The 12,238-nt window shown below is 53.8% G+C and carries 10 protein-coding genes; 7 read left to right on the top strand and 3 right to left on the bottom strand.

The window, feature by feature from the left end; all coding sequences use genetic code 11:
• The first annotated feature begins 76 nt into the window (after positions 1-76).
• On the top strand, positions 77-1,699 hold the full coding sequence (pckA, locus tag N0B36_RS18625; RefSeq protein ID WP_016154801.1) for a phosphoenolpyruvate carboxykinase (ATP): 1,623 nt from the start codon (positions 77-79) through the stop codon (positions 1,697-1,699).
• A gap of 74 nt (positions 1,700-1,773) precedes the next feature.
• Here the strand turns inward: pckA and envZ are convergent, their stop codons facing one another.
• Positions 1,774-3,126, bottom strand: a complete 1,353-nt coding sequence (envZ, locus tag N0B36_RS18620) for a two-component system sensor histidine kinase EnvZ (RefSeq protein WP_006687412.1) — start codon at positions 3,124-3,126, stop codon at positions 1,774-1,776.
• Positions 3,123-3,842, bottom strand: coding sequence for a two-component system response regulator OmpR (gene ompR, locus N0B36_RS18615; RefSeq protein WP_001157751.1), 720 nt, complete (start codon positions 3,840-3,842; stop codon positions 3,123-3,125). The genes envZ and ompR overlap by 4 nt, the downstream gene beginning before the upstream one ends.
• A gap of 225 nt (positions 3,843-4,067) precedes the next feature.
• Between ompR and greB the strand changes: the two genes are divergently transcribed.
• From greB to N0B36_RS18585, 6 genes are all read left to right on the top strand, one after another.
• Complete coding sequence (greB, locus tag N0B36_RS18610) at positions 4,068-4,541, top strand: transcription elongation factor GreB (protein WP_049283093.1); 474 nt, start codon at positions 4,068-4,070, stop codon at positions 4,539-4,541.
• Positions 4,542-4,639: 98 nt separating this feature from the next.
• On the top strand, positions 4,640-6,973 hold the full coding sequence (locus N0B36_RS18605) for a Tex family protein (RefSeq protein ID WP_259688798.1): 2,334 nt from the start codon (positions 4,640-4,642) through the stop codon (positions 6,971-6,973).
• A 431-nt stretch (positions 6,974-7,404) separates the two neighbouring features.
• Positions 7,405-7,632, top strand: a complete 228-nt coding sequence (feoA, locus tag N0B36_RS18600; RefSeq protein ID WP_003023519.1) for a ferrous iron transporter A — start codon at positions 7,405-7,407, stop codon at positions 7,630-7,632.
• Between the two features lie 18 nt (positions 7,633-7,650).
• On the top strand, positions 7,651-9,969 hold the full coding sequence (gene feoB / locus N0B36_RS18595; protein WP_259688797.1) for a Fe(2+) transporter permease subunit FeoB: 2,319 nt from the start codon (positions 7,651-7,653) through the stop codon (positions 9,967-9,969).
• A gap of 11 nt (positions 9,970-9,980) precedes the next feature.
• The gene (gene feoC / locus N0B36_RS18590) at positions 9,981-10,217 is read left to right on the top strand and encodes a [Fe-S]-dependent transcriptional repressor FeoC (protein ID WP_003023516.1); all 237 of its coding nucleotides are present in this window, start codon (positions 9,981-9,983) and stop codon (positions 10,215-10,217) included.
• A gap of 236 nt (positions 10,218-10,453) precedes the next feature.
• Positions 10,454-11,416 (top strand): Rpn family recombination-promoting nuclease/putative transposase, encoded by a 963-nt coding sequence (locus N0B36_RS18585; protein ID WP_259688796.1) that lies wholly within the window; start codon positions 10,454-10,456, stop codon positions 11,414-11,416.
• Between the two features lie 44 nt (positions 11,417-11,460).
• Here the strand turns inward: N0B36_RS18585 and bioH are convergent, their stop codons facing one another.
• Positions 11,461-12,231, bottom strand: coding sequence for a pimeloyl-ACP methyl ester esterase BioH (gene bioH, locus N0B36_RS18580; RefSeq protein ID WP_016157646.1), 771 nt, complete (start codon positions 12,229-12,231; stop codon positions 11,461-11,463).
• Positions 12,232-12,238: the final 7 nt, after the last annotated feature.

Raw genomic sequence — 12,238 nt, 5'->3', positions numbered from 1 at the left:
TGAGCCTTGTCGCGGTTAGCAATCCCTAAAAAACCTTACTATTCCAGGTAATACATATTGGCTAAGGAGCAGTGAAATGCGTGTGAACAACAGTTTAACCCCGCAAGATCTCAAGGCTTATGGTATCAATGACGTTCAGGATATCGTTTACAATCCAGACTACGACACGCTTTTCCAGGAGGAACTTGATCCAAACCTGGAAGGTTATGAGCGTGGCGTGTTAACAAACCTGGGTGCCGTTGCCGTTGATACCGGTATCTTTACCGGACGTTCGCCAAAGGATAAGTATATTGTCCGTGACGACACCACGCGCGACACGCTCTGGTGGTCCGACAAAGGTAAAGGTAAGAACGACAACAAACCGCTCTCCCCGGAAACCTGGCAGCATCTGAAAGGATTAGTCACCCAGCAGCTTTCCGGTAAGCGTCTGTTTATCATTGATGCATTCTGCGGCGCTAACGCCGATACCCGCCTTTCCGTACGCTTCATTACCGAAGTAGCCTGGCAGGCGCATTTTGTTAAAAACATGTTCATCCGCCCAAGCGACGAAGAGCTGGTTGATTTCAAACCTGATTTCATCGTGATGAACGGCGCTAAATGCACTAACCCGCAGTGGAAAGAGCAGGGTCTGAACTCCGAAAACTTCGTGGCTTTCAACCTGACTGAGCGTATCCAGTTGATTGGTGGCACCTGGTACGGCGGCGAAATGAAGAAAGGTATGTTCTCCGTAATGAACTACCTGCTGCCGCTGAAAGGCATTGCCTCCATGCACTGCTCGGCAAACGTCGGGGAAAAAGGTGATGTGGCAGTCTTCTTTGGCCTGTCCGGTACGGGTAAAACAACGCTGTCCACCGATCCGAAACGCCGCCTGATTGGCGATGACGAACACGGCTGGGATGACGACGGCGTGTTTAACTTTGAAGGCGGTTGCTACGCGAAGACCATCAAACTGTCTAAAGATGCCGAGCCGGAAATCTACAACGCAATCCGTCGTGACGCGCTGCTGGAAAACGTCACCGTGCGCGCAGATGGTTCCATCGACTTCGACGACGGTTCCAAAACCGAAAACACCCGCGTGTCCTACCCGATTTATCACATCGATAACATCGTTAAGCCGGTGTCAAAAGCGGGTCACGCCACCAAAGTGATCTTCCTGACCGCCGATGCGTTTGGCGTGCTGCCGCCGGTCTCTCGTCTTACGGCAGACCAAACCCAGTACCACTTCCTGTCTGGCTTCACCGCCAAACTGGCCGGTACCGAACGTGGCGTCACCGAACCGACCCCAACCTTCTCAGCCTGCTTTGGCGCAGCATTCCTGTCACTGCACCCAACGCAGTACGCAGAAGTACTGGTGAAACGTATGCAGGCGGCAGGTGCGCAGGCATATCTGGTTAACACCGGCTGGAACGGTACCGGCAAGCGTATCTCTATCAAAGATACTCGCGCGATTATCGACGCTATCCTGAACGGTTCGCTGGATGACGCAGAAACGTTCCGTCTGCCGATGTTTGACCTGGCTATCCCAACCGAGCTGCCGGGCGTAGATACTCGCATTCTCGATCCGCGTAATACCTATGCTTCTCCGGAGCAGTGGCAGGAAAAAGCCAACGCACTGGCGAAACTGTTTATCGAGAACTTCGAGAAATACACCGATACCCCTGCGGGTGAAGCGCTGGTTAGCGCCGGACCGAAGCTGTAACGAAGAGTGCCGGATGGCGGTTTCGCCTTATCCGGCCTACAGCAACAAAAAGGGAGGCATTTCGCCTCCCTTTCTTATGCGTCTTTCGTGGTGCCCTGCGCGCGAGTGAAGGGAACCGGAAGCCAGGCGCGGATCGACAACCCTCCTCGTTCACTGGTGCCAATTTCCAGCATACCGTTATGGTTATCGATAATACGCTGCACAATCGCCAGACCCAGGCCCGTGCCGCTGGTACTACGCGCGCTGTCGCCGCGGACAAACGGCTGGAACAGGTGTTTACGCTGCTCCGGCTTGATGCCCGGACCATCATCTTCTACCTGGAACCAGGCGCGATGCGTCTCCGTACCGCTGCTGACCTTAATCCAGCCGTTGCCGTAACGGGCGGCGTTAACCACCATATTGGCAACCGCACGCTTGATCGACAGCGGGTGCATTTTCACCTGAATGCTGCCCGGCAGCAGCGCAGTTTCGATTTCACGTTCATAGCCGCTTTCCGCTGCGACCACTTCGCCTAATACCGAGTTCAGATCCGCCATCTCCATCGGCATCTCCTGACCGGTACGCAGATAATCGATGAACTGCTCGATAATGGCATTACACTCTTCGATGTCCTTATTGATGGACTCCGCGAGATAACCATCCTCTTCGCCCATCATTTCGGTCGCCAGACGAATACGCGTCAGCGGAGTACGTAAATCGTGGCTCACGCCCGCCATTAACAGCGTACGGTCATCGGCCAGTTGCTTCACACCCGCGGCCATATGGTTAAAGGCTCGGGTAACGGAACGCACCTCTGAAGCGCCATACTCACGCAGCGGCGGCGGAATGATACCTTTCCCCACCTGCAGCGCCGCATGTTCAAGATCCACCAGCGGTCGGTTCTGGATACGGATAAACAGCCACGCACCACCGATAGCCAACAGCATAATCGCCAGCGTATAGCGGAACAGCGGTGAGAAATCGCCCTGATGGATCTCCGTCAGCGGCACGCGTACCCAGATATTGGGCGACAGCCAGGTTTTCAGCCATACGACCGGCGAGCTTTTGTTCACCTCAACGCGGACTTCCGTCGGACCGCCCAGCTGCTGCGCCATCTGATGGCTTAAGAATTCATAGTGTTGCGCCCAACGCAGTCCAGCTTCTTCAGCGGCCTCGTTGGAATAGAGGGAAATACCCAGCTCACGATAAATTTCCCGGCGGAATGCGGGCGGCACCACCAGTTGCGTACCGTCCTCCAGCTGCAGTTTATCGGTCATCAGCATACGAACTTCGTAGGCCAGGACCTTATTAAACTGCTGGAGGCTCGGCAGTATCGCGAAGTTCAGCACTACCAGGTAAGTTGTCACCAGGCTGGCAAACAGCAAGGTGACGATGAGCAATAACGTGCGGGCAAACGAACTTCGTGGCGAGAAGCGCATTCGCCTCATGCTTTAGAACCGTCCGGAACAAAGACGTAGCCGAGACCCCACACGGTCTGAATGTAACGCGGATGCGCCGGGTCCTCTTCCACCATACGGCGCAGACGAGAAATCTGGACATCGATAGAACGCTCCATCGCCGAATATTCACGACCACGGGCCAGGTTCATCAGCTTATCGCGGGACAGCGGCTCGCGCGGGTGGCTTACCAGCGCTTTCAGTACCGCAAATTCCCCACTGGTGAGCGGCATTGGCTCATCTTCACGGAACATTTCACGCGTACCGAGGTTCAGTTTAAACTTACCAAAAGCAATGACCGCTTCTTCCTGAGAAGGCGCGCCCGGCAGTTCGTTCGCCTGACGACGGAGTACAGCGCGAATACGGGCCAGCAGTTCTCGCGGGTTAAACGGTTTCGGAATGTAATCGTCAGCGCCGATTTCCAGCCCAACGATACGATCGACTTCTTCACCCTTCGCCGTGACCATAATGATCGGCATCGGGTTGCTTTGACTGCGCAGGCGACGGCAAATAGACAGGCCATCTTCTCCCGGCAGCATTAAATCCAGCACCATCAGGTGAAAGGACTCACGGGTCAGCAGACGATCCATCTGCTCAGCGTTAGCGACGCTTCGAACCTGGAAGCCCTGCTCGGTCAGATAACGCTCCAGAAGCGCACGCAAGCGCATGTCGTCATCGACCACCAGAATCTTATAGTTCTCTTGCATTGTTATTACTCCCAAAGGTTCGCAACAATTAAGTGTATATTCTTAAGAAAGCTAACGTGAGTCACCAGCGAATTCTGGTATGAATTCCAGGCTAAATTGTTACAAAGCATATTAAACAGCAGCTTAAGTATACAATGTTTCTCGCAATACATTATTTATTCTGTTGATATGCTCGCGTAATACTAATTGTGCGCATCATCACAGAGTCGAAGGTAAAACAATAAGATGAAAACGCCCCTGATAACCCGCGAAGGGTATGAAAAACTCAAACAAGAGCTGAATTACCTCTGGCGTGAAGAGCGCCCGGAAGTCACCAAAAAGGTTACCTGGGCCGCAAGTCTGGGTGACCGCAGCGAAAATGCCGACTACCAGTATAATAAAAAGCGTCTGCGTGAGATCGACCGCCGTGTCCGTTATTTGACCAAGTGCATGGAGAATTTGAAAATCGTCGATTACTCCCCGCAGCAAGAGGGCAAAGTCTTCTTTGGCGCGTGGGTCGAGGTTGAAAATGACGATGGCGACATCCGTAAATTCCGTATTGTCGGCTACGATGAGATCTTCGGTCGTAAAGATTACATTTCTATCGACTCACCGATGGCGCGGGCGCTGCTGAAAAAAGAGGTCGGCGATCTCGCGATAGTCAACACCCCTGGTGGTGAAGCCAGCTGGTACGTGAACGAAATTGAATACGTTAAGTGAGACCGGAACAATCCGAAGCCCCGGTAGATGACTGGCATTTTTGCCAGTCAATCCGTATAACTATCCCCTGATTTTTTATCCTATAGACGAAGCTATCCATGATGAATGATTCTTTCTGCCGCATTATCGCAGGTGAAATTCAGGCTCGTGCTGAACAGGTAGAAGCTGCCGTTCGCCTGCTTGACGAAGGGAACACCGTGCCGTTTATCGCACGTTATCGTAAGGAAATCACCGGCGGTCTGGACGATACGCAACTGCGTAATCTGGAGACCCGTCTGGGATATCTGCGTGAACTGGAAGACCGCCGTCAGGCAATCCTGAAATCTATCGGCGAGCAAGGCAAACTGACCGACGATCTGGCGAACGCGATCAACGGCACGTTAAGTAAGACCGAACTCGAAGATCTCTATCTGCCGTACAAACCTAAGCGCCGCACCCGTGGGCAGATAGCCATTGAAGCCGGACTGGAGCCGCTGGCAGATCTGCTGTGGAACGAACCGTCCCATGACCCGGAAACCGAAGCCGCAAAATATCTCAACGCCGAAAACGGCGTAGCCGATACCAAAGCCGCCCTCGATGGCGCACGCTACATTCTGATGGAGCGCTTCGCCGAAGACGCTGCGCTGCTGGCAAAAGTGCGTGATTATTTGTGGAAAAACGCCCATCTGGTTGCCGCCGTGGTTAGTGGCAAAGAAGAGGAAGGCGCTAAGTTCCGAGACTACTTCGATCACCACGAACCTATTTCTACCGTTCCATCCCACCGTGCGCTGGCCATGTTCCGTGGTCGTAACGAAGGCGTGTTGCAGCTTTCACTAAATGCCGATCCGCAATTCGATGAGCCGCCAAAAGAGAGCCACGGCGAGCAGATTATCCAGGATCACCTGGGACTGCGCCTGAACAACGCCCCCGCTGACAGCTGGCGTAAAGGCGTTGTTAGCTGGACGTGGCGCATCAAAGTGCTGATGCACCTTGAAACTGAGCTGATGGGTACTGTGCGTGAACGTGCGGAAGATGAAGCGATCAACGTCTTTGCCCGTAACCTGCATGACCTGCTGATGGCCGCCCCGGCCGGGCTGCGCGCCACAATGGGTCTCGATCCGGGACTGCGTACCGGCGTAAAAGTGGCGGTGGTTGACGGTACCGGCAAGCTGGTCGCGACCGACACTATTTATCCGCATACCGGCCAGGCAGCCAAAGCCGCCGTTGCCGTGGCGGCGTTATGTGAAAAATACAACGTTGAGCTGGTCGCGATTGGTAACGGTACGGCGTCGCGCGAAACCGAGCGTTTCTTCCTCGACGTCCAGAAGCAGTTCCCGAAAGTGACCGCGCAGAAAGTGATTGTCAGCGAAGCCGGGGCATCGGTTTACTCTGCTTCCGAGCTGGCGGCGCTGGAGTTCCCGGATCTCGATGTTTCGCTGCGTGGCGCGGTGTCTATCGCCCGTCGTTTGCAGGATCCGTTGGCGGAGCTGGTGAAAATCGATCCGAAATCTATCGGCGTGGGCCAGTATCAGCACGATGTAAGCCAGACGCAGCTGGCGCGCAAGCTGGATGCGGTGGTGGAAGACTGCGTGAACGCCGTCGGTGTCGATCTGAATACCGCTTCCGTGCCGCTGCTGACCCGCGTTGCTGGCCTGACGCGCATGATGGCACAAAACATCGTCGCCTGGCGCGATGAGAACGGTCAGTTTCAGAACCGTCAGCAACTGCTAAAAGTTAGCCGCCTGGGGCCAAAAGCCTTTGAACAGTGCGCGGGCTTCCTGCGTATCAACCATGGCGATAACCCACTGGATGCATCTACCGTTCACCCGGAAGCTTATCCGATTGTGGAACGCATTCTGGCCGCAACCGAGCAATCGCTGCGTGACCTGATGGGCAACAGCAACGAACTGCGCAATCTGAAAGCAGCCGATTTTACCGACGAACGCTTCGGGGTGCCGACCGTCACCGATATAATCAAAGAGCTGGAAAAACCGGGCCGCGACCCGCGTCCTGAATTTAAAACCGCGCAGTTTGCTGATGGCGTAGAAACCATGAACGATCTGCTGCCGGGAATGATTCTGGAAGGGGCAGTCACTAACGTCACGAACTTCGGCGCGTTTGTTGATATTGGCGTTCATCAGGATGGTCTGGTACATATCTCTTCATTGTCGAATAAGTTCGTCGAAGATCCACACACCGTGGTGAAAGCGGGCGACATTGTGAAGGTGAAAGTGCTGGAAGTTGACCTGCAACGTAAGCGTATCGCACTGACCATGCGTCTGGACGAGCAGCCGGGTGAAACCAATGCGCGTCGCGGCGGCGGGAATAACGATCGCACTCAAAGCAATCGCCCGGCGCCAAAAGCCGCGAAACCTCGTGGTCGTGACGCACAGCCTGCGGGTAACAGCGCCATGATGGATGCGCTGGCGGCGGCAATAGGTAAAAAACGCTAGTATGGCTTTTGTGCCGGATGGGGGTGTAACCTCCTTATCCGGCTGACTTGTCGCAATTAATTTGTAAGCCGGATAACACGCGTGAGCGTCGCCATCCGGCATATTTAGTCTATTTCCCGCTTTCTACCGCCATATATTTATCACTTCATTAACAGATGAAACCTTAATTAAACATTAAGATCCTCACTAATTATTTCCGTGAATCATTCGTTCTCAACCAGAATAAATATTGAGGAATATCAAAATTGGCGCAAATTATTATCCAATTGTACATTCCGTCACATTTATTCTATTGATGATAGAAACCATTCTCATTATCATTGATCTGTTGATTATTTACTCTTTCCTTACGTTGGCTAATCATCTGGCCTCATGCCGCCTTGTCGCCCCATGAGGTAATCATCCAGTTAGCGAGATATAAGTAGGCCCCTATGCAATTCACTCCTGACAGTGCGTGGAAAATTACCGGTTTTGCCCGTGAAATCAGCCCGGCTTATCGTCAGAAACTGTTGTCACTTGGCATGCTACCCGGCTCCTCTTTCAACGTGGTACGCGTCGCCCCACTCGGCGATCCTATCCATATCGAAACGCGTCGCGTAAGTCTGGTATTGCGTAAGAAAGATCTGGCGTTATTAGAAGTGGAAGCGGTTTCCTGTTAATACAGTGAGTCTATAAAAATGAAAAAACTAACCATTGGTTTAATTGGCAATCCTAATTCCGGCAAGACAACTTTATTCAACCAGCTTACCGGCGCACGCCAGCGTGTAGGCAACTGGGCTGGCGTTACCGTTGAGCGTAAAGAAGGTCATTTCGCAACGACGGACCACCAGGTCACGCTGGTTGATTTACCCGGCACCTATTCTCTGACGACAATCTCATCCCAGACCTCTCTCGATGAGCAGATCGCCTGTCACTATATTTTAAGCGGCGACGCGGATCTCTTGATCAACGTGGTCGATGCTTCAAACCTTGAACGCAACCTCTACCTGACGTTGCAACTGCTTGAGCTGGGCATCCCCTGCATCGTCGCGTTGAATATGCTGGATATTGCCGAGAAGCAGCAAATCCGTATCGATATCGATGCCCTCTCCGCTCGCCTTGGCTGCCCGGTGGTTCCGCTGGTATCCACCCGCGCCCGCGGCATTGAAGCGCTGAAGCTGGCGATCGATCGCTACAAAGAAAACGACACCGTCGAGCTGGTTCATTATGCCCAGCCGCTGCTGCAGGAAGCGGATTCCCTCGCCGATGCGATGGCCAAAGATATGCCGTTAATACAGCGCCGCTGGCTGGGCCTGCAGATGCTGGAAGGCGATATCTACAGCCGGGCTTACGCGGGTGATGCCGCGCAAAACCTTGATGCCGCCATTGCACGTCTGAGCGAGACAATGGACGATCCGGCACTGCATATCGCCGATGCGCGCTATCAGTGCATTGCCGCTATCTGCGATACCGTCAGCAACACCCTGACGGCAGAGCCGAGCCGCTTCACCACCGCAGTAGATAAAATCGTCCTCAACCGCTTCCTCGGGCTGCCGATTTTCCTGTTCGTGATGTACCTGATGTTCCTGCTCGCCATCAACATTGGCGGCGCGCTGCAACCGTTGTTTGACGTCGGCTCCGTAGCGCTCTTTATCCATGGTATTCAGTGGATTGGCTACTCGCTGCACTTCCCGGACTGGCTCACGATCTTTTTGGCGCAAGGTCTTGGCGGCGGGATTAACACCGTGCTGCCACTGGTACCGCAAATCGGCATGATGTACCTGTTCCTCTCCTTCCTTGAAGACTCCGGTTACATGGCGCGCGCCGCGTTTGTAATGGACCGTCTGATGCAGGCGCTGGGACTGCCGGGCAAATCGTTTGTCCCGCTGATCGTCGGCTTTGGCTGTAACGTACCGTCAGTGATGGGCGCACGTACGCTGGACGCCCCGCGTGAACGTCTGATGACCATCATGATGGCGCCGTTTATGTCCTGTGGCGCTCGCCTGGCGATTTTCGCCGTCTTTGCCGCAGCGTTCTTTGGTCAGAACGGTGCGCTGGCGGTCTTCTCACTGTACGTACTGGGCATCGTTATGGCGGTATTGACTGGCCTGATGCTCAAACACACCATCATGCGTGGCGAAGCAACGCCGTTCGTGATGGAGCTGCCGGTGTACCACGTGCCGCACATTAAGAGTCTGATTATTCAGACCTGGCAACGCCTGAAAGGCTTCGTTCTGCGTGCGGGTAAAGTCATCATCATCGTCAGCATTTTCCTCAGCGCGTTTAACAGTTTCTCGCTGAGCGGAAAAATCGTCGACAACATCAACGACTCTGCTCTGGCCTCCGTCAGCCGCGTAATCACGCCGGTCTTCAAGCCGATTGGCGTTCACGAAGATAACTGGCAGGCAACCGTAGGTCTGTTCACCGGCGCGATGGCGAAAGAAGTGGTTGTCGGTACGCTGAACACGCTCTATACCGCAGAAAACATTCAGGAAGAAGAGTTCAACCCGGCAGATTTCCACCTCGGTGACGAGCTGCTCGGCGCGATAGATGAGACCTGGCAAAGCCTGAAAGACACCTTCAGCCTGAGCGTACTGGCTAACCCTATTGAAGCCAGCAAGGGCGACGGTGAAATGGCTACGGGTGCAATGGGCGTGATGGGCGAAAAATTTGGCAGCGCTGCCGCCGCTTACAGCTACCTGATTTTCGTGCTGCTGTATGTGCCGTGTATTTCGGTAATGGGCGCTATTGCACGTGAATCCAGCCGTGGCTGGATGAGCTTCTCGATTCTGTGGGGCCTGAACATCGCCTACTCTCTGTCGACGCTGTTTTATCAGGCGGTCAGCTACAAAGAGCACCCGACCTACAGCCTGGTGTGCATTTTAGCTGTCATCCTGTTTAACATTGTGTTGCTGGGCCTGCTGCGTCGAGCTCGCAGTCGCGTGGATCTCGCACTGCTGGCGACCAACAGGACGGCAAGCTCCTGCTGTTCCAGCACCACTGGCGACTGCCACTAAGGTTATCGACAATGGCATCGCTTATTCAGGTTCGTGATTTATTGGCTTTGCGGGGACGCATGGAGGCAACTCAAATTAGCCACACGCTGCACACCCCGCAGCCCATGATTGACGCCATGCTGAATCAGTTAGAAAAGATGGGCAAAGCGGTGCGGATTCAGGAAGATGCCGATGGGTGTCTTTCCGGAAGCTGCAAGAGTTGCCCGGAAGGTAAAGCCTGCCTGCGCGAGTGGTGGGCTTTGCGCTAGTTCGATGCCGGATGGCGCTACGCTTCCGGTCTAAAAATGACTGCAAACGTCCTGGCCGGATAAAGCGTTTATGCTGATATCCGGCTTTTTGCGTAATGGATTCCACAAAGATGTCTCTGTTTCAGCAAAGCTGATCTATCCTCCAGCCTGTCGCGCATCGTTATCAACTCGTGAATGATTACTGGCGACCAGGGAAGTAGAGTCTCGTCATCTTGTTTCCCAGGTGACGGATCGCCATGAATACTGACACGACTGCTACGCCGCATGACGCGATTTTTAAAACGTTCTTAAACCACCCTGCTACCGCACGCGACTTTCTTCGGCTCCATCTTCCAGCCTCTTTGCAAAAACTGTGCGATCTGAAAACGCTACAACTGGAATCGGGCAGCTTTATTGAGGACGATTTGCGCGCGTACTATTCCGATGTGCTGTGGTCATTAAAAACCAGCGAAGGCGATGGCTATATTTACACCATCATTGAGCATCAGAGCACCGCCGATGCCCATATGGCATTTCGGCTGATGCGTTATGCCATTGCGGTCATGCATCGTCATTTGGCTGCAGGTCACAAGAAACTCCCGCTGGTGATACCCATGCTTTTTTATCATGGCGCGGCAAGCCCATACCCCTACTCACTCTGCTGGCTGGACGAATTTGACGACCCAAAGGCCGCCAGACAACTTTATACCTCAGCGTTTCCACTGATCGATATCACCGTGGTTCCTGATGACGAGATCATGCAGCATCGCCGGATGGCGCTGTTGGAACTCATCCAAAAACATATTCGTAAACGCGATTTGATGGGGCTGGTAGAAAAACTGGCCATCCTGATTATTAAAGGACACGCTAATGACAGCCAGTTGAAAGCCTTGTTTAATTATCTAATGCAGGTCGGGGACACCGCACATTTTACCGAGTTTCTTCATGAGGTCGCCGAACGTTTACCCCAACATAAGGAAAAGTTGATGACTATCGCCGAAAGATTACGACAAGAAGGGCATCTTAATGGTCTTCAGGAAGGTCATATGAAAGGGTTACAAGAGGGATTACAAGAAGGGTTACAAACGGGCTTGCAACAAGGTAAACGAGAGGAAGCTTTACGTATTGCATCAACCCTGCAGGCTGATGGTATCGACCCGCTGACCATCTTCAGAATTACCGGCCTGACCGCTGAGGATCTGGCTACGCGCAGCCATTAATCTCAAGCCCGGTAAGCGTGGCTCTACCGGGCAACACAACAGATTTATAGGCGTTTTTTTAACGCCACCAGCGCTGCGCAGAACTCTGCAGGATGCGAGATAAACGGAGCATGCGCCGCTTTAGCAAATATCAACGACTCGCTATGCGGCCACAGGGCATCGAGCATTGGGACCACTTTGCGCGGAACCAGTCCATCGAGATAGCCGTACAACCGCAGAAAAGGCATGTCCACAGCACACAGAGGCTCACGCAGATCGACCGTTTTCAGGATCTCCAGTCCGCCATTGAGCACCTCGACCTTCGGCATGGGTAACGCCAGCACTGTTTTCTTCAGTGCCCGCGCATCCTGACGCGCGGTGTCCGTGCCCATCGTCTGCAACGCCAGAAAACGTTCCACCGTACGCTGGAAATCTTCGCTCAACTGCTGCTGGAAACCTGCCAGCACTTCTGGCTTGATACCCGGCCACTCGTCACGCGCGCTAAAGCAGGGGGAAGACGCCACGGTCACCAGCGCCTGAACACGTTCAGGATGGGTTAACGCCACCTGGCTTGCGACCAGCCCGCCCAGACTCCAGCCGAGCCAGATGGCTTTCTCCGGTGCCTGTTTTACTACCCGCTCAGCCATCTCTTCCAGCGACATTGCGCCGAACCCCTGGCTGCGACCAAATCCCGGTAAGTCGACAAGATGCAGCGTGAAATGCGAACTCAATTCCTCGCTTATGCAATGCCACACTTGCGCATTCAGTCCCCATCCGTGCAGCAGCACAAGATGGCAATTTCCCGAACCCTGGGTCTGCCACCAGATGTCATTCATCAGTTAT

Source organism: Citrobacter sp. XY323, from assembly GCF_025106035.1.
GTDB classification, from domain to species: Bacteria; Pseudomonadota; Gammaproteobacteria; order Enterobacterales; family Enterobacteriaceae; genus Citrobacter; species Citrobacter braakii.
The sequence above is the reverse complement of the archived record's forward strand: the minus strand, read 5'-3'. Positions and strand labels throughout refer to the sequence as shown.

What these genes read in the sequence shown, in the direction of transcription:
- pckA (WP_016154801.1), top strand. Translation starts at nt 77, where the DNA reads ATGCGTGTGAACAACAGTTTAACCCCGCAAGATCTCAAGGCTTATGGT.
- envZ (WP_006687412.1), bottom strand. Translation starts at nt 3,126, where the DNA reads ATGAGGCGAATGCGCTTCTCGCCACGAAGTTCGTTTGCCCGCACGTTA.
- ompR (WP_001157751.1), bottom strand. Translation starts at nt 3,842, where the DNA reads ATGCAAGAGAACTATAAGATTCTGGTGGTCGATGACGACATGCGCTTG.
- greB (WP_049283093.1), top strand. Translation starts at nt 4,068, where the DNA reads ATGAAAACGCCCCTGATAACCCGCGAAGGGTATGAAAAACTCAAACAA.
- N0B36_RS18605 (WP_259688798.1), top strand. Translation starts at nt 4,640, where the DNA reads ATGATGAATGATTCTTTCTGCCGCATTATCGCAGGTGAAATTCAGGCT.
- feoA (WP_003023519.1), top strand. Translation starts at nt 7,405, where the DNA reads ATGCAATTCACTCCTGACAGTGCGTGGAAAATTACCGGTTTTGCCCGT.
- feoB (WP_259688797.1), top strand. Translation starts at nt 7,651, where the DNA reads ATGAAAAAACTAACCATTGGTTTAATTGGCAATCCTAATTCCGGCAAG.
- feoC (WP_003023516.1), top strand. Translation starts at nt 9,981, where the DNA reads ATGGCATCGCTTATTCAGGTTCGTGATTTATTGGCTTTGCGGGGACGC.
- N0B36_RS18585 (WP_259688796.1), top strand. Translation starts at nt 10,454, where the DNA reads ATGAATACTGACACGACTGCTACGCCGCATGACGCGATTTTTAAAACG.
- bioH (WP_016157646.1), bottom strand. Translation starts at nt 12,231, where the DNA reads ATGAATGACATCTGGTGGCAGACCCAGGGTTCGGGAAATTGCCATCTT.